Source organism: Kitasatospora sp. NPDC101176, from assembly GCF_044768035.1.
In the GTDB taxonomy this organism is placed as follows: domain Bacteria; phylum Actinomycetota; class Actinomycetes; order Streptomycetales; family Streptomycetaceae; genus Kitasatospora.
Genome location: NZ_JBIWPA010000003.1, coordinates 428,232 through 445,564, shown reverse-complemented (window position 1 = coordinate 445,564; position 17,333 = coordinate 428,232). Strand labels below are relative to the sequence as shown.

Sequence of the window (17,333 nt, the reverse complement as noted above, 5' to 3'; positions counted from 1 at the left end):
CAGAACCTTCACGCGATGCGGTGGCATGCATGTCTCCCCGAGGGGTAACCGCGGACGGCCCGCGCCGTGGTGACGGAGGAAAAGGATCGACATGACCATGATCAGTCGCGAGCTGCTCCCGTGCGCGTCCCGGCCTGCGCCGTCGTCGCCCGGCACCCCCGTCGTCACCCGCGGCCCCGATCCCGATCTCGCATCGTTGCTCGCCGACGTCGGCGACCCGTGCGACGTCGCCCCGGCCGACGCGCGGGAGTTGACCCGAACGCTCCTGGCTCGACTCGCGGCCCTGGACGAGGGCACCATGGAGTACTCCTACGTACGGGGCACGCTGATCGAACTCAACATGTCCCTCGTGCAGTTCGTGCTCCGCCGCTTCGCACCTCACCACGAGAGCCGGGACGACCTGCTCCAAGTCGGTGCCATCGGCCTGATCAAGGCGATCGACCGCTTCGATCCGGATCACGGGGTCGAGTTCAGCAGCTTCGCCATCCCGACCGTGATGGGCGAGATCCGCCGCCACTTCCGTGACAACACCTGGGCCGTCCACGTGCCCAGGCGGCTGCAGGAGCTGCGGATGGCCCTGGCGAAGGCCCAGGACGCACTCTCCCAGCAGCTCGACCGAGAGCCCACGGTCGCCGAACTGGCCCGTCACCTCGAACTGCCCGAGGAGTCGATCACCGAGGGCCTTGCCGCCGCCCGTGCCCGCAGTGCCGGCTCGCTGGACCTCCCGGCCGGTCCCCAGCAGGACGGTGCGGCCGGGTCGGCCGACCGCCTCCTCGACCCGGATGCGGACCACGCCGAGTTGGTGACCGACCTGGTGGCGCTCAAGCCCCTGATCGCGGCCCTGCCGCCCCGCGAGCGACTCATCCTGTCGATGAGGTTCACCGAGGACCTGACGCAGTCCCAGATCGGCGGCCGGCTCGGTCTGTCCCAGATGCACGTCTCACGCCTGCTCAGCCGTACGCTGAGGACGTTGCGCGAAGGCCTCGTGGGTGACGGGGAACCGTCGGTGCGGGCCGGGAAGCGGGACGGGCAGGAGCAGGGGGTCACGCGCCGGGGTGGAGGGGACGAATGACGAGCGAGTCCGGGAGCACGAGTGCCGCAGAGGCGTGGGGGCCACCCACGAGTGGTCTCGCGGTACGCGTCCGCCGCACCGCCACACGTGCGTCCGTCTGTGAGATCGCCGGGGACCTGGACGCCGAGACCCGGGCGCCCGTCATCTCGGCGCTCGACGGCCTGACGGCGGAGCGCCCCTCGTCGATCGTCGTCGACCTCCAGCACGTGGCGTTCTGTGACTCGTCAGGCCTCAACCTGCTCCTGCAGGCCCGCATGAACGCCGTGGCGGCCGGCATCGACTTCCGGATCGCCCGCCCCTCACCCGCTGTCGCGCGGGTCTTCGAGCTCACGGGCACCGACGCGGTCTTCTCCATCCACATCGACGACACGGCCGTACCCCGACCGCCGGGCTGACGTGCCGGTGGGGCGGGCGGCCACACCGACACCGTGCCCGACGCGGCTCGCCGGGGAGCCGGTTCAGGAAGGGACCACTGGACTGGAAGGGAGACAGGTGCAGACGACCGGAAGCGGCGGGGCCCTGGAGGACGGGCGGACTGCCGCCGGTCCGGCGCGGTCGCCCGTCGCGCAGCTCCGGCGGCTCCGGCTGGCGGGAGTCCCGAAGCCGGTCGCCCGTGCGAGGGAGTTCACCTCGCGGGCGCTTGCGGACTGGGCCGGTCCCGGCAGTTCCGCGGAGGCTGAGCGGGACGTCGTCCTCCTGGTGGCCGAGCTGGTCTCGAACGCCGTGATGCACGCCGGAGGGGCTCTGGAACTCGCGCTGTCGGCGCGTACGGGCAGGCTGCGGATCGAGGTCGGCGACGGCTCTCCGGCACTGCCCGCCCTGCGCACTCCCCGGCCACCCGCGAGCCCCGGCGGTCACGGGCTGCTCATCGTCGAGCGGCTGGCCTGTCGGTGGGGCGTCGAGCCCCGGGGCCCCGGCAAGACCGTGTGGGCCGAGACCGGCATCCCCGGCCGTCCACCCGCTGCCGACTGCGCGTAGGGTCGGCTACTGCCCCGGGGCTCCGGGGCTTCCGAGCCCCGGAGCCCTGGTGGACCGGCCGAGCGGCCCCGCGGCCGAGCCGGTGAGGTGACGCGGGCGACGGACACGGCGGGGCCGACCGCCGGGACGCGTCGGCCTTCGCCGCAGCGTCCCGGCGGTCAGAGCAGCCGGCCCCACAGGCAGGCGTCGGGTCGCCCGGAGCCGGGTGCCGGGCGACCCGGGCAAAGGCCCTCCGCACGGGGGGGGGAGTGTCAGCCGTCGTGGCTGCGGAGGGTCTCCTTGATCCTGGCGATGGCGAAACCCCATCCCTGCTCGACGGTCGGCTTGCCCGGGACCGCCAGCTCTCCGGGGTTGGTGAGGACGTCGAGCAGCACCGGCCCGGGCGTGCCGAAGGCCCGCCGTACGCCGTCCTGCAGGTCGGAGGGGTCGGTGACGCGGATGCCGGTCAGCCCGAGGGCGGTGGCGACCGCGGCGAAGTCGGGATTGTCGAGCTCCGTTCCGTACTCCGGCAGGCCCGACTGCTCCTGTTCGAGCTTGACCATGCCGAGTCGTCGGTTGTCGAAGACCACGAGCTTCACCGGCAGCCGGTAGGCCCTGATCGTCATCAGATCGCCGAGCAGCATGCTCAGACCACCGTCGCCGCAGAACGCCACGACCTGGCGGTCCGGGGCCCAGAGCTGTGCACCGAGGGCCTGGGGCATGGCGTTGGCCATCGAGCCGAGGTCGTAGGAGCCCAGCAGCCGGCGCCGGCCGCGCATGGTCACGAAGCGCGAGAGCCACACGGTGGCCATGCCGGTGTCGGAGGTGAAGATGGCGTCGTCGTCCGCGAAGGCGTCCACGGCGGCGGCCAGTGCCTCGGGGCGGACGTCGTGGCCCCGGTTGTCCAGGGCGCTGCGCATGCGGCCGAGCAGGGAGTGCTGGTCGCGGCGTGGTTCGGCGAGCTTCCGCTGGCCGGCGAGCCAGTCGTCGAAGCGTGCGCGTGCCCGGTCGAGGTGCGTGCTCCCCTCGACCGCGTCCACGTGGGGGAGCAGCGCGCGCAGGGTGGCCGCGGTGTCCCCGACCAGACCGACGTCCACCGGTGTGCGACGCCCGAGGTGGCGCGGGTGGAGGTCGATCTGCACGGTCCTGCAGCCGGTGGGGTACCAGTCCCGGTACGGGAAGTCGGTGCCGAGCATGATCAGCGTGTCACAGTCCTCGAGCGCGTGGACCGCGGCGGGGTTGCCGATCAGGCCGGTCTGACCGACCTGGTACGGATTGTCGTGCTCGAAGCCTTCCTTGGCCTTCAGGGTGAGCACCATCGGTGCCGACAACCGCTCGGCGAGGGCCAGCACCTCCGTGCGGGCCTCCCGGGCGCCGCGTCCGACCAACAGGGTGGTCCGGCCGCCGGCGTTGATCAGGTCGGAGGCCGCCCGGATCCCCGTGTCGTCCGGTCGGATGACCGGGCCGGAACGCGGGAAGCGGGCCGGGCGGTCGTCCGGTACCTCGCACTCACCCAGGTCGGCGGGGACGGTGAGGACCGCCACGCCCCGCTCGCCGGTCGCCGCGCGGACGGCGGCCTCGAGCATCCGGGGCAGTTGTCCGGGGGAGGTCAGGGTGGCCCGGTAGACCGCGACGTCGCGGAACAGCAGGTCGTTGTCGACCTCCTGGAAGTAGTCGCCGCCCATCTCCGCGGTGGGCACCTGCCCGGCGATGGCCAGTACCGGGGTGCGGCTCTTGGCCGCGTCGTACAGGCCGTTGAGCAGGTGTACCGAGCCGGGGCCGACGGTGCCCATGCACACGCCCAGCCGTCCGGAGAGCTGCGACTGGGCGCCGGCGGCGAACGCTGCGGCCTCCTCGTGGCGGCAGCCGACCCAGGAGAGGCCGTCGGTGGTGCGGATGGCGTCGGTCAACGGGTTCAGGGCGTCGCCGACGACGCCGAAGACATGGCGCACGCCCAGTTCCTGCAGGGCGTCGACGATCAGACGGGCGACGGTACGCGGCACGGGGACTTCCCTTCGCAGGAGCGGTCACGGGGTCAGAGGGTGAAGCGGTCGGGGCCGGCGGCCTTCCGGTCCTGCTCCCAGGACGGGGCGCTCGTGGAGGATCCGGCCCGGCGCCGGCCGGGGCTGGAGGTGCGCGAGGCTGCACAGGGTCTGCGGGTCGACCCGGCGGTGCAGCATGTGCGGGGTTCCGTCGGGGCGGGTGGTCGACGCCCGTCGCGGCCACGATCTGCCGGGCGCTCCGCAGAGTCGGCTGCCGGGGGCGGTGAACCCGTGCGGACTCGTCACCGCCGTGCAGTGCACGTGCCCGGTTGCGGTCCTGCGTGGACACGCCGGGACAGGATGGCGGCCGTCGCCGGGAGGGCGACGACCGCCACCGTGAGGCCGGTGACCTGCGGGAGCCTCACGACGGCCACCGGCCGGCCCCGTTCGTCGCCGCCGTGCCGGGGACCGCCCCGTGCGCCGGGCAGTCGGCGACCGGTTCGGGGACGTGACGGGTCACCAGCGGTACCACCGTCCGCGGGTGCCCGAGGCGCCGGTGCTCCGGGCGACGAAGCCCAGCAGCCAGACGACGAAGACCGCGATGGCGATCCACCAGAGGATCTTGACGGCGAAGCCGGCGCCGAACAGGAGCAGTGCCAGCAGGAGGACGAGCAGCAGGGGAACCATGGTCAGTGGCCTTTCAGTTGGTGATGGGTCCCCGCATGCCCCGCTTCCGCAGACGTATGCACATGGCTGCTTCATACGGCGGCGAGGGTCTCGGCGCGGCCCGGTCGGCCGGGCGCTGCGAGTCCTTCCGGGCCCGCGGACCGCCGCCGGCAGGTGCGGCGGCATCCCGTGCCGTCGAGACGGGCCGTTCCTCCCCGACATGGCCCGGGGAGATCGGGGAAGCCGGTACGGATCCTGCTCGTCACCCGAGGGGCGTCCATGATCATGGCCGTGGTCCTGCTGCCGGTTCCGTTCGCGCTCGCGGCGATCCTCACCGCGCTCGTTCCCCCGTCGGCCCGCGCGGACCGGTGTCCGCGGCCCGGCCCGGCAGCCGGAACCACCGCCGCGGGCCGACCGTGTCGACGTCCCGGCCGGTGACGTGACCGGGGCTTCACCGGCGTCACCGGGAGCCCCGGGAACCCGGCAGCCCCGAACGGCCGGCCACGGCTCCGGACCTCGCGGGCCTCCAGCCCTCAGCCGCCTTCGTCACCGGATGAGGGCCGAGCCGTGGATCGCCGCGCGATACCGCGCGGCGCCGGGTCACGGCGTGGCGGGGTGCTCGGGGCGGTACACCGTCAGGCCCCTGACACCGGTGCGCAGTCGCAAGCGGTCGGGGGCCTCGACGCTCTCGCCGTCCAGGGACATGCGGGGCACGTCGTGGAGGTCCGTCAGGTCGAGTGCGGGCAGGCGCACGGACCGGTACACCCGGGACCGTGCAAGCGTGCCGGAGAGGAAGGCCGCGACCAGCCTGGTCCGGGCGAAGGGGTGGCTGCCGTCCACGACCCTGATGTCGAGTCTCCCCCCGTCCAGCGCGCTGCGGTGGCTCGGGGCGAAGCCCGGTGGGTCGTAGGACCCGTTGCCCGCGAAGAGCAGCCACAGCTGGCGGGCCCGCCCCGACACCTCGATCGGGACGGGCTCGGCGGTGGCGTGGACCCGGACCAGGGCGACGAGCAGCGCCGGCCACTTGCCGAGACGCGGTTCCAACTCCTCTCGCACCCGGACGAGTTCGGGGTAGATGCCAAGGCTGAAGGTGTTGAGGAAGACGCGGTCGCCCTCAGCGGCGAGGACCTGGCCCAAGTCCACGGCGGCGGCGCTGCCCGCCTCCACCGCCTCGGCCGTCGAGCGCAGGCTCGGGCACCCCAGGTCGACCGCGAAGTGGTTGAGGGTGCCGCCGGGAAAGACCGCCAGTGGCAGGCCCCGCCCGGACGCCACCTCGGCGGCCAGGTTGACCGTTCCGTCTCCGCCGCAGACGCCCAGCGCCCGGCAGTCCTCGGCGGCCTCGGCCATGACCTTCTCCAGCTCCTCGTCGGCGCCGCAGACGAGGATGCGGGCCGCCGGCAACAGCTCGCGCAGCTCGGCGGCCCTGCCCTCCGCGGTGGCGTCGGAGCCGGGCAGGAGGGAGCCGCCGGACCCGCTGTTCACCACCACGTTCAGCCCCTCGCCGCGCGGCAGCGCCGGTGCGGCGACGGCTGGGGGCGCGGCGGAAGCCGGGCCGGAGGGCCGCCGCGGCCACCAGCGCAGTGTGAGCGCGGCCATCGAGACGCCGAGGGCGGCCCCGGCGACCACGTCGCTCGGGTAGTGCGCGCCGACGTAGACCCGGGACACCATCACGGCCCCCGCCAAGGGTGCCGCGATCGCTCCCAGGGCCGGGGACTCCAGTGCGAGACCGGTGGCGAACGCGGCCGCGGACGCTGCATGCCCCGAGGGGAACGAGGTGGTGACGGGCTGCCTGGTGAGCCTTCGCGCCAGAGGAACGGCGTCGAGGACGGGTCGCTGACGTCCTGCCACGGACTTTGCCACCACGTTCGCCGCCGCCGAGGCCAGGAGGAGCGAGCCGAGGCCGCGCAGGGCGGCCCTTCTGGCGGTGCGGTCACCGCATGCGGCCAGCAGCCCTGCGGAGGCCGTCCAGAGGAGCCCGTGGTCAGCGGACCGGCTGAGCCCGGGGAGCCAGCCTTCGAGGCCGTGCAGTCGTGCGTGCGCCACCCGTGAGAAGAGTCCGGTGTCGAGTTTCGAGAGGGGTCCCATGGCGACTCTGCTGCCCCGTCGGCGGTCGGTGTAACGCTGGAGAGCGCGGAGCCGCATGCTGTCCGGCACCGGGACGGTGGTGACCACGTGAGTGGCGCTGCCCCAGCAGGTGCGCCACCTCGGCAAGGTGTCGGGATCATACGGGCGGTGCTTCAAGATGATGATCGCGGGTAGCCGACGTGCTGTCGGGCGCACAGCGCGAACCGGCCGTCCCCGATAGCCCGGCGACCCGTCTCGCGTCGACCGCCGGTCGGTCGGTCGGCCGGCCGAAGAGAGCGACAGGGGGCGGGGCAGCATGATGGGACACTCGCACGCGGTGAGTGGGGCACTGCTGTTCGCGGCCGCTTCACCCCATCTCCCGCCCGTACTCGTCGGCCGACCTCTCGGGCCGGCGGACGTCCTGATGGGCACGATCCTGTGTGCTGGTGCTGCCCTCCTGCCCGACCTGGACCACCACGACAGCACGTTCGCGCACTGGCTCGGGCCGGTCTCCAGAGCGCTCTGCCGACTGGTCGGTTGGATCTCCGGCGGTCACCGCCGCGCCACCCACTCGCTGCTGTTCGTCGTGCTGGCGGGCGGTGGCACCTGGACCGGCATCAGCTGTCTCGGGCGCGGCTTCACGCTCGGCCTGACGTTCTGCCTCCTGACGCTGGCCGTCCGGGCGTTGCACCTGCATCCGCCCGGCAGCGGTCCGGCGACCTGGGTCTACCCCACCGGCCTGGCCGCGCTCGGGGCGGCCGGGCTGGACTCCTGGCTGCCGAACACCCCGCAGTGGCTGCCTTGCGCGGTGGCCCTGGGCGTATCGGCACACCTGCTCGGTGACCTTCTGACCAGGCGGGGAATACCCTTGTTCTGGCCTCTCGGGCGGCACTACGAAATCGCCCTGATCAAGCGCACCGGCAACAGGGTGGAGACCAGGTTCCTCGTCCCGCTCATGACGGTCGCGACCTTCGTGGTGCTCTGGTTCGCGGCCTTCCCGACCATCACGCCGGCCACCTGAGGACGGCGACCCGGTAGACCGGCCGGATCCGGCAGGCCGCCCGGTGCGGCCCCGTTCGACGGCGGCTGCCGCCGGGTGGAGCTGCGGCGGTCACTGGCCGCGGGTCACGGTCCGGGTGGGGCGGCCGGATGCGGTGAGCTCCACGAGGTGCGTCCGGGTGTCGCCGGTGGTGAGGCGGATGTGGTCGGGGCCGTCCCAGGCCGCGCCCGTCAGGGCGTTCGCGCCCGCGTCGCCGTTGAAGTAGCCGATCCTCCGCCGGCGTTCGGTGAGGCCGGTGCCTTGGTCGACGTAGACCCACCAGAGCGGGCGATCATCGCGGACCCCTCCTCGACGACGAGGTGGCGGTCGTCCCGGCCGGGTGCGGCCTCGTGCATCGACGTCCTGGTCCCGTCGCCGGCCAGGATGTAGAACGGCGAGGCGAGCAGGCCGAGGAGGACGGCCACGACGGTGGTGAGGGCCCGGACGACGATGTCGCGGACGCCGATCAGGACCGCGGCGAGCAGCGCGCCCGCGATCAACGTGCCGAACAGCAGCGGGTGGTGGAACAGCTCGGCGGGGGTGAGCAGACCGCCGTCCTCACTGCACCGGTCGCCCACCAGCCCGAGGGCCGCCAGCACCACTGCGCCGCCGAGGAGCCCCTGGACGGTGCGGCGTCGCCATCGGACGGCTGTGGTCGCGGTCATTTCGGCCCCCCCGGGCGCTCGGTGATCGTTCTTCGGTCCCACCCTAGGGACAGTCCGGTCGATCACGCGACTCGCTAAGCTCGCCGCGTCCTGGAGGGGGTGGTCGAAGCAGTGATGACGTTCGAGTCGGCCGTGGCGATGGTGCAGAAGATCATGGATGGGGACTGCTATGACGACGCCGAGATCGACCGCACGCTGGAGGCGCTGGACAGGGGCCTTGGCTGTCCGACTGGCTATGTCAGCGACCTGATCTACTCGATCTACCCGCCCGGCGAGCCGGAGCCGACAGCCGCCGAGGTGGTCGAACTTGCCCTCGCCTACCGGCCGTTCGCGCTGTGAGAGCAGCAGCCGTTCCTCGTCGGCCGGCCGGCCGTGCTGCTCGGGGGCGGCCCGCCGGTTGCGGGCGAAGCCGGCCCGCACCGCCCGCTCCGGGTGCGCGACCACCGCCTCGACGACGTCGGCGGGCAGACGCGCTCCTGACAGAGCGGCGCCCGGGCGGCGCGGGCCTGCGGGCTCAGCGGCCGCAGCAGCACCTCGGGCGGTGCGGCCGGATCGGCGGAGACCCCGCGCAGGAGGGCTTCCGTGAGGGGCACGGGAGAACGCCGGGACATCCTGGCAGCGGTCAGCGCGCCGCGTCGACCCCGGGCAGGGGGCGCTGACTTGCCGGTTCTTCCGTCCGGGGGATGACGAGGGCGGTGATGAGCACGTTCTGCACCATCGTCCAGCGGCCCCGGTGGGCGTCGGGGAAATCGGGGTGGTGCGCGGTGAAGCCGTGGCCCGGGTCGAGGGTGACGGTGATTGCGGCGAGCGGGATCCAGCGACGGGTGAGCGGGTAACCGGCCTTGTACACGGCCTCCTTGGCGCTGAAGAGCAGGCGGTCCCAGGGCACGCGGCCGGCCGGCAGTCCGGCGAGGTGGTGCCGCTCCGCCTCGCTGGTGACGAGCTGCAGGGGGCCGTGGGGGAGCGGCTGCGCCGGTTCGGCGTCGATGCCCAGGGAGGCGAGGCGCCCGGTGGGGGCCGTGGCGCAGGCCGTGTAGCCGTGGGTGTGCGTGATGCTGCCGGTCACGCCTTCGGGCCACTGGGGGGCGCCGCCGGGGCCGGGCACGAGCGGGACGGGCGGGTGGCCGAGGGCGGTGAGGGTGGTGCGGGCGAGGGTGCGGGCGGCGGTGAACTGGCGCCGCCGGCGGGGGGTCCGGCCCTTGACGTGCTCGGCCTCCGGCCCGAGGAGCGGGCCGTCGGGCGGGGGCCCGAAGGCCTCTGCGCACGCGACGCCGGGCGGGAGGAGGGTGTCGAGGACGGTGGCGACGCCGAGGCGTCGGATGCCACCGGGGGCGGCGGGCCCACCGGGGATGGTGTGGACGGTCGTCGGGGCGGGGTGGGTGGTGGTCATCTCCGGCCTCCGCTGGTGGCCTCGACGAGGCGTGGTGGGGTGGCTTCCGGGGTTCTGGGATTGCGGGCGGTCTGGAGCTCCGGGCGGTCCGCGGGCGGTGCGGGCCCTGGAGTCGGTCGTTCGGTGACGCGGTTGGTCGGGGAGGGGAAGTAACCGGGGTCGCGTCAACGGGCGGTGCACGTGCTACGGGTGGTTCGGGCGTCGCGGTTGGTTCGGGGTCGCGGTTCGTGCGGGCGTCGCGGGCGGTGCGCGCGGCGCCTCAGCCGAAGATGTTCTGGCCCGGCGTGAGGATGCGAGCCGGGTCGTAGCGGAACTTCTGGGCGGCCAGGGTGGCCCACTGGGAACCGTAGTGGCGCTGCCAGTCCGTCTGGGTCATCCGCGGTACGGCGCCGACCAGGTAGCGCTTGGCGCCGAGCGTGGTGGCGTAGTCGTACAGGGTGCGGTTGCGCTGCAGCTGGGGGGCCGGGTCGGTGCCGGGGTGGGGGAAGGTCAGCAGGTCGAAGAGGTAGGTGACCGGCTCGTTGGGCGTGATCGCGTTGGGCCGGGTGATCTTGTTGGTCGGGAAGGGGTAGAAGAGCAGCAGGCCGCCGCCGATGGCGTCCGGGGTGAGCGCGGGCAGGGCGTAGTTGACGAAGGTGGCGGCCTTGGAAGCGGGGAGGAAGAGGCTCAGCCACGGCTTGGGCTCGTTCCAGTAGCCCAGGTTCTTCAGGTTGTCGGCGAAGGCGTCGGCACGGAACGTGTACTCGCGGTACGTCTGGTCGGCGATGAGCGTGTCGGCGGCGACGGGCGACAGGCCGGCCAGGTAGCGCGCCGGGTCGGGCGCGGTGGTGCCGTTGTAGTAGACGACGGTCTCGATCTTGTACCGGGGGGCGGCCCCGTTCGGCTGCGGGACGATCTCGCCGACCTGGCTGGGGAAACGGCCGTCCCGGAGGATGGTCTCCTGGTCGGCGAGGTACGTGGCGAGGTTGTCGTAGAAGAGGTTGAAGACGAGGGCGCGCTGCGGGGCGGGCACCAGCTTGACCGTCGCGCGCAGGATGATGCCGAACTGCCCGGCGCCGGCCAGCGCGGCGTTGAACAGGTCGCGGTTGCGGGTGGCGGTGGCCGTGACGAGCTGCCCGGTGCCGGTCACGATGTCGATCGACTCCACGGTGTCCGCCTGGAGGCCGTACTTCTGGACGGTGGAGCCGATGCCGCCGACGCTGATCGTGCCGCCGACGGACAGGTGGAGGTAGTCGGTCAGGCACGGCGGCGTCAGACCCTTGGCGAGCGCGGCATCGGTGAGCTGGGCCCAGGTGACGCCGGCGTCGACGGTCGCACTGGTCGCCGAGATGGAGTGGATGCGGTTCAGCGAACGGGCGTCGATGCTGATGCCGCCGGCGACTCCGGCCTGGCCGTAGTTGGAGTGCGACTCGAGCTCGGTGCCGGTGCCGCTGCGACCGTTCATGGCGACCTTGAGGCCGTTGCAGCGCGCGTAGTTGACGATCTTGACGACGTCCTGGTCGGAGCCGGGCCGCAGGACGGCGTACGGGGTGCTGGTGGTCAGCCGCCCGAAGTCCTGGCTGAACTCGGCCACGGTGGCCGCGCTAGAGGTCAGCGTGCCGTCCAGGGTGGGGACGGGGACGAGGCGCCCGGTCGGGACGGCGTCCTGGGTGGTCGCCCAGGCGCGGGTGGCCGAGTCGAAGCCGATGACCATCGCGGTGGCGGTCGCGGCGGTGCCGGCGAGCACGGAGCGTCGGGACAGGGGCGGGCGGGTCATGGGAGGTCCTTCTCTCGGTCGGTTTCGGTGTTTCGCATGTCCGTACTTCGGCGTTCGGTGGGTCTGAGCCTGGGGCTGGGTGCGGCGGTCGGGCGTGTGCCCGCCGGTCCGTGGGGGTGGCCGGCGGGCGTGGGGGGCGTCGTCACCGGTGAATCCCGGCGGTGATTTCCGGTTGTTCTGGTGGTGGTTGTTTTGGTTTTGGTGTGTGGGGTGGTTAGGGGTGGGTGTGGGTGGTGGTTTGGTAGTTGGTGAGGTCGAGGTGGCGGGTTTGGTTTTTGAAGCGGTAGGTGTAGGTGGGCCAGATGTTGGGGTTGTTGCCGTGTTTGTCGGTGTACCAGCTGGTGCAGCCGCCGGTGTTCCAGACGGTGTTTTTGAGGCGTTTGTTGAGGGTGTTGTTGTAGGTGGTTTGGGCTTCGGGGCGGGGTTGGATGCTGGTGATGTTGCGGGTGGTGAGGGTTTTGACGGCTTGGGTGATGTAGGTGATCTGGGATTCGATGATGACGGTTTGGCTGGAGTGGCCGAGGGTGGTGTTGGGGCCGAGGATCATGAAGAGGTTGGGGAAGCCGTGGATGGTGGTTCCGCGGTGGGCGGTCATGCCGTGGGTGGTCCAGTGGTGGGCGAGGGTGGTGCCGTTGGTGCCGTGGATGCGGTGGGCGATGGGGCGGGTGGTGGTGGTGAAGCCGGTGGCGAGGATGATGGTGTCGATGGGGCGGGTGGTGCCGTCTTGGGTGGTGATGTGGGTGGGGCCGATGTGGGTGATGGTGTCGGGGATGATGGTGACGTTGGGTTGTTGGATGGCGGGGTACCAGGTGTTGGAGAAGAGGAGGCGTTTGCAGCCGACGGTGTAGTCGGGGGTGAGGAGTTTGCGGAGTTCGGGGTCGGGGACGGATTTTTTGAGGTGGCCGGCGGCCATGTTTTTCATGCCGGTGGTGCGGCTGGGGCGGGACATGAAGAACGCGACGATTTCGCGGCCGTGTTTGTTGAAGTTGCGGCGGAATTTCTGGTAGCCGGGGAGGTGGCGGAGGAGCCAGGTGTGGCGGGGGGTGTTGGGTTTGTCGGGTTTGTGGGCGACCCAGGGGGGTGTGCGTTGGTAGAGGTCGAGGTGGGCGACGGTGGGTTGGATCTGGGGGACGAATTGGATGGCGGAGGCGCCGGTGCCGATGACGGCGACGTTGCGGCCGGTGAGGTCGTGGTCGTGGCGCCACCTGGCGGAGTGGAAGAGGGTGCCGGTGAAGGTGGAGAGGCCGGGGATGTCGGGTAGGGCGGGTTCGGAGAGGTAGCCGGCGGCGGTGATGAGGATCTGGGCGGTGTAGTGGCCCTGGGTGGTGTGGATGTGCCAGTGCTGGCGGGTGGGGTTCCAGCGGGCGGTGAGGAGTTCGTGGTCGTAGCGCAGGTGGGGTTCGACGCCGAAGCGGCGGGCGGTGTCTTTGAGGTAGGTGTGGACTTCGGCTTGGGTGGCGAAGGTGGATTTCCAGTCGGGGTTGCGGGCGAAGGAGTAGGAGTAGAGGTGGGCTTGGACGTCGCAGGCGCAGCCGGGGTAGGTGTTGTCGCGCCAGGTGCCGCCGAGGTCGTGGGCGCGTTCGAAGACGAGGAAGTCGTCGGTGCCGGTTTTGAGGAGGCGGATGGCGGCGCCGAGGCCGGAGATGCCGGCGCCGATGATGGCGACTTTGAGGTGGCGTAGGGGGGTGGTGTCGGTGCCGGCCGTGTCCGCGGTCGTGGCTGTGGCTGTGCCCGGGTTGGTGTTTGTTGCCGGGGTGGTGGGGTGGTTGTGGGCGGGGCCGGTGGGGGGTGGGGCGGTGGTGGTCATGGTGGTGTCCCTCCGGGGTCAGGCGCGGCGGGTGAGGGTGACGCGGAAGTTGTTGAAGATGTGGTCTTCGAGGGTGTAGGCGAAGATGTCGAGGTAGCGTTCGAAGCGCTTGACGGTGGTTTCGTCGGACATGGTGACGGCTTCGTCGCGGCGGGCGGCGAGGAGTTCGAGCCAGGCGCGGCAGGCGCGGGCGAAGGATTCGGGTTCGTTGCGGATTTCGGTGACTTCGAAGAGTCCGTCGAGGCCGGCGGCGAGTTCGGGCAGGCGGGGGATGTGGCAGCCTTCGAATTCTTCGCGCTGGAGGAACTTGAGGTCGTCGAGGAGCTGGCGGCGCAGTGGGGGGTTTTCGACGGTCATGGTGTGGAGGACGAAGCGGGCGCCGGGCTTGAGGAGGGAGTGGACCTGCTTGAAGAAGACGCGGTAGCGCTGGGTGCGCTCTTTGGGGGTGAGGGAGGACAGGACGAAGTGTTCGAGGGCGTTGATGCAGAACGCGGCGTCGTAGGGGTCGCCGTCGGCCTTGTGGTCTTCCCAGCTTTCGACGCGGGCTTCGATGGCGGGGTTGCCGAGGGCGTGGACGAAGTCGGCCTGGGTGCGGGAGAGGGTGACGCCGACGGCGCGCTGGACGCCGTGGACGGTGGTGAGGCGGTTGAGCATGGTGCCCCAGCCGCAGCCGATGTCGAGGACCTTGGCGGTGCCGGTGGCGTGGGCGAGGTCGGTGAAGACGTCGAGCTTGCGTTCCTGGGCTTCGTCGAGGGTGGCGACGAGGTCTTCGCCGTCCTCCCAGTAGCCGCCGGAGTACATCATGGTGGGGCCGAGGATGAGGCGGTACAGGTCGTTGCCGACCTCGTAGTGGTGGCGGATGGCTTCGACGTCGGGGTTGATGGTGCGGGCGTCGATGGTGGTCATGGGGTGGGTCCTCACGTGGTGGTGGTGGGTGGGCGGTGGTGCCCGGTGGTCGCGGCCGCGGGCCGGGCCCCTGTGGGGCCGTGGCCGTTGGCCTGAGGGGCCGCGGGCCTGGGGGCCCTGGAGCCGTGTGGCCGTGTGGCCGTGTGGCGTTGAGGCTGTGCGGCCCTGGAGCCGTTGGCCTGTGGGGCCGTGTGGCCGTGGGCCTGAGGGGCCGCGGGCCTGGGGGCCCTGGAGCCGTGTGGCCGTGTGGCGTTGAGGCTGTGCGGCCCTGAAGCCGTTGGCCTGTGGGGCCGTGTGGCCGTGGGCCTGAGGGGCCGCGGGCCTGGGGGCCCTGGAGCCGTGTGGCCGTTATCCGTTGGGCGTTGAGGCTGTGGGGTCTTGGAGCTGTGGGGCCGTGGAGCGTTGAGCGCGTGGCGCCTTGGGCTCGCGGGGCGGTTGGGCCTTGAACCTGTGGGGCGGTTGGGCGTTGAGGCTGTGGGGCGTCGGGCTCGCGGGGCGGTGGGGCGTTGAGGCTGTGCGGCCCTGAGGTCGTTGGGCCGTGAGGTTGTGTGGTCTTGGGGTTGTGGGGGCGTGGTGGCCGGCGGTGATCGCCGGTGCCATCGACGCCCGGTGGTGGCCCGGTGGCCCGGTGGCCCGGTGGCCCGGTCCCTCAGTGCCTTGTTGCCTCGGTGCTGTGGTGCCTCAGTGCTGTGGTGCCTCAATGTCTCGGGCTGCTGTGGTGCTTTGGTGTGGTGGTGCTGGGGTGTGCTGTTGGGTGGGGCTTTGGGTGTCTGCGGGGTGTTGGCGGTGGTCGCCGGGGGCAGACGCCTGGTGGGCCTGGTGGCCGTTGGTGGTGCGGGGGCGGGCTTTGGGTGGGCTGGTCCGGGGGTGGCGCTGTTCGGTGTCGGGTGGCATGCCCGGGTCGTGCTGGGTGGTGCAGGGGTGCCTGGGTTGGGTGGCGCCGGGGTTGGCGTCGGCGTGGCGTGTGGGGGCGTGTAGGTGAACTGATCTGTTCCCGTGGCTGGTGGACGCTGCCGTTCGGGTGTGGGTGCCGGGCTGTGTCGCGTTTCGTGTGCGGTTTGTGGCCTGGCGGGGTTGCGCTGTGTGGCTGGTTGCGCTGTGCGGTGTGGGTGGTGCGGCCTGGTGCCGGGTGGTGGGCCGCCTTCCATTGGGTTGGTGCTGCCCCCCTCGGGGGGCGGTTGGCTGTTGTGCGTCGGGGCTGGTGCTGTCCGCGGGGCGGCCTGGTGCCGTCCTGTGGGAGGGGTTGCCCGGGTGCTGGTGGCCTGCCTGGGTGAACGGCCGTGTGGTGGTGGCCTGCCTGGGTGAACGGCCGTGTGGTGGTGGCCGGTTGGTGTGGTGGCGCCCCGCGCTGAGGGGGGTGGGGTTGTTCGTGGCCCGGTGCGGGCCGGGTGTGTGGTGCGGTCCGCGTCCTGTTGGCCCGTGGAGGGGCCTGTGGTTGCGGGGTGGGACGGGGTGGCGGCCCGGGTTGTGCCGGTGGGCGGTGTGGTCGCTCTTGGTGTGGCTTTGAGCGCCGTTGCTGCCGCCGTCCCGTGACCCCTCTTGTCGGCCTGTGGGTTTGTCGGCCTGTCGGTCGTTGCCGGGTGCGGTCCTGCCGTTGGGGGCAGGGGCGGCGGTGTGCCCGGGGTGTGGGTGGCGGGTAGCCGGGGGCTGCCGGTCCCGGTCCCGGTCCAGGTGTGGGTGCCGGTCCTGTTCCCGGTACGGGTCCAGGTTCCGTTCCCGTTCCCGGTGCGGGCCCCGGTTCCCTTCCCGTTCCCGGTGCGGGCCCCGGTTCCGTTCCCGTTCCCGGTGCGGGTGCGGGTGCGGGTGCGGGTGTGGGTGCCGGCGGGGGTGGGGCGGTGGGGTGTTGTCCGGCCGGGGGTGTTGCCGTGGTGGTGGTGCGCGGTGGTGGCCGGTGCGCGGTGGTGGGTGGCGTGGTCGTTGGGGGTGGGGGTGGTGTGCGCTGTTGGTGGTGGCTGCACGTGGTCCCTTCCCTTCGCGTCCTGGTGCCGGTGCCCGGTGTCTGAGGTGCTGCCGGTTGGTGGCCGGCTGCTTGTCCCGTTGTTCGGCTTCCCGCTGTCCCGCTGTTCGGCCGCCTGGTGGCCTTGCCCGGTTGCCCGGTTGCCCGGTTGCCCGGTTGCCCGGTTGCCCGGTTGCCCGGTTGCCCGGTGTCTGGCTGTTCTGCCGGTTGCCGGTTGCCGGCTGTGGTTTGCCGGTTGGTGTGTGGTTGTCGGGGTGTTGGGCTTGGGTGTTCGTGCGTGTGGGTGCGGTGTGTTGTGGGGTGGGTCAGGTGGTCAGGTAAGCGTGCTTGTCGCAAGCGGTGCGCAAGCGTGGTGGCTGGTGGGGGGTTGCGGGTTGTTTGCGTGGGGGCGGGTTTCATGCGGTTTCGGTAAGGCAGACGGCTTCGGGTCTCGCGGTGTCGTGTCGCGGGGTGCGGGCTGACCGTTCCTGTTGCTTGTTCGTGTGTCGTCTCGTTCGTCTTTCGTCGTGTTCGTTCTTGTCTCCGGTGAGTCGGGGGTGGGGGCGGGGCGGGGGTGCGGGGTGGTGTGCGGGTGGGGGTGGGGGTGGTTTCCCGCGGGTCTGTCTGGCCCGGGCTTGCCTCGGTTCTCCCGTTCGCGGGGGTCGGCCGTTGCGGGTGTCGTCCAGCCTGCTCCGGCGCGGCCTGCTCCAGGCCGTGCAGCCAGGTGCAGTCCGGCCTGGTCTGGCCCGTGCCGTCCGGTTCACCTGGCCCGGTCCGTCCGGTCCGTCCGGTCCGTCCGTCCGAGCGTTGCCCGGTCCGGTCATTTTCGGTCCGGCCTGTTGGAGTCCGGGGTGGTCCAGCCCTGTTGTGTCGGGTCCGTTCGGGCGTGGCCCGGGATGGTCTGGCTTGTTCGAGCTCGGCCTGGTCCGGTTCCTCCGGCCTGGTTCCTCTGGTCTGGTTCCTCCGGTCCGGTCCGTGCGGCCTGTTCGGCGTTCGGTTCGTGTGGCCTGTTGGTTCGGGTTGTGCGGGTTCGGTTGTGTTGTGGCTCTGCCTGGTGGTTGTGGGTGGGGTCTGTCTGTCAGGGATCGTCTGA

At 71.9% G+C, this 17,333-nt stretch carries 13 protein-coding genes; 5 read left to right on the top strand and 8 right to left on the bottom strand.

Annotated elements, in window-relative coordinates; translation table 11 throughout:
- Positions 1-91: 91 nt before the first annotated feature.
- From ACIRS1_RS07360 to ACIRS1_RS07350, 3 genes are all read left to right on the top strand, one after another.
- A complete protein-coding gene (locus tag ACIRS1_RS07360; protein WP_402837613.1) occupies positions 92-1,072 on the top strand; it encodes a SigB/SigF/SigG family RNA polymerase sigma factor in 981 nt (326 codons plus the stop codon).
- Positions 1,069-1,467 (top strand): STAS domain-containing protein, encoded by a 399-nt coding sequence (locus ACIRS1_RS07355; RefSeq protein ID WP_402837611.1) that lies wholly within the window; start codon positions 1,069-1,071, stop codon positions 1,465-1,467. The genes ACIRS1_RS07360 and ACIRS1_RS07355 overlap by 4 nt, the downstream gene beginning before the upstream one ends.
- A gap of 97 nt (positions 1,468-1,564) precedes the next feature.
- On the top strand, positions 1,565-2,050 hold the full coding sequence (locus ACIRS1_RS07350; protein WP_402837609.1) for an ATP-binding protein: 486 nt from the start codon (positions 1,565-1,567) through the stop codon (positions 2,048-2,050).
- Positions 2,051-2,301: 251 nt separating this feature from the next.
- Here the strand turns inward: ACIRS1_RS07350 and ACIRS1_RS07345 are convergent, their stop codons facing one another.
- From ACIRS1_RS07345 to ACIRS1_RS07335, 3 genes are all read right to left on the bottom strand, one after another.
- On the bottom strand, positions 2,302-4,032 hold the full coding sequence (locus ACIRS1_RS07345) for a thiamine pyrophosphate-dependent enzyme (protein ID WP_402837607.1): 1,731 nt from the start codon (positions 4,030-4,032) through the stop codon (positions 2,302-2,304).
- Positions 4,033-4,527: 495 nt separating this feature from the next.
- Positions 4,528-4,698: a hydrophobic protein gene (locus tag ACIRS1_RS07340; protein WP_387903734.1), complete on the bottom strand. Its 171-nt coding sequence runs from the start codon at positions 4,696-4,698 to the stop codon at positions 4,528-4,530.
- Between the two features lie 579 nt (positions 4,699-5,277).
- On the bottom strand, positions 5,278-6,720 hold the full coding sequence (locus tag ACIRS1_RS07335) for a bifunctional phosphatase PAP2/diacylglycerol kinase family protein (RefSeq protein ID WP_402837604.1): 1,443 nt from the start codon (positions 6,718-6,720) through the stop codon (positions 5,278-5,280).
- Between the two features lie 337 nt (positions 6,721-7,057).
- On the opposite strand from ACIRS1_RS07335, the gene ACIRS1_RS07330 reads away from it, so the two are divergent.
- The gene (locus ACIRS1_RS07330) at positions 7,058-7,762 is read left to right on the top strand and encodes a metal-dependent hydrolase (RefSeq protein WP_402837603.1); all 705 of its coding nucleotides are present in this window, start codon (positions 7,058-7,060) and stop codon (positions 7,760-7,762) included.
- 209 nt (positions 7,763-7,971) lie between these two features.
- On the opposite strand, the gene ACIRS1_RS07325 is transcribed toward ACIRS1_RS07330, so the two are convergent.
- On the bottom strand, positions 7,972-8,445 hold the full coding sequence (locus tag ACIRS1_RS07325) for a hypothetical protein (protein WP_402837601.1): 474 nt from the start codon (positions 8,443-8,445) through the stop codon (positions 7,972-7,974).
- A gap of 114 nt (positions 8,446-8,559) precedes the next feature.
- Between ACIRS1_RS07325 and ACIRS1_RS07320 the strand changes: the two genes are divergently transcribed.
- Positions 8,560-8,784, top strand: coding sequence for an e9imm peptide (locus tag ACIRS1_RS07320; protein WP_402837599.1), 225 nt, complete (start codon positions 8,560-8,562; stop codon positions 8,782-8,784).
- A 283-nt stretch (positions 8,785-9,067) separates the two neighbouring features.
- Here ACIRS1_RS07320 and ACIRS1_RS07315 read toward each other — a convergent pair whose 3' ends face one another.
- The 4 genes from ACIRS1_RS07315 to ACIRS1_RS07300 form a co-directional block, all read right to left on the bottom strand.
- Positions 9,068-9,835, bottom strand: a complete 768-nt coding sequence (locus tag ACIRS1_RS07315; RefSeq protein ID WP_402837597.1) for a 4'-phosphopantetheinyl transferase — start codon at positions 9,833-9,835, stop codon at positions 9,068-9,070.
- Between the two features lie 259 nt (positions 9,836-10,094).
- On the bottom strand, positions 10,095-11,591 hold the full coding sequence (locus tag ACIRS1_RS07310) for an FAD-binding protein (protein WP_402837595.1): 1,497 nt from the start codon (positions 11,589-11,591) through the stop codon (positions 10,095-10,097).
- Positions 11,592-11,805: 214 nt separating this feature from the next.
- A complete protein-coding gene (locus tag ACIRS1_RS07305; RefSeq protein WP_402837593.1) occupies positions 11,806-13,398 on the bottom strand; it encodes a flavin-containing monooxygenase in 1,593 nt (530 codons plus the stop codon).
- 18 nt (positions 13,399-13,416) lie between these two features.
- Positions 13,417-14,304 carry a class I SAM-dependent methyltransferase gene (locus ACIRS1_RS07300; RefSeq protein ID WP_402837591.1) on the bottom strand — a complete coding sequence of 296 codons (888 nt, stop codon included), beginning with the start codon at positions 14,302-14,304 and terminating at the stop codon, positions 13,417-13,419.
- Positions 14,305-17,333 lie beyond the last annotated feature (3,029 nt).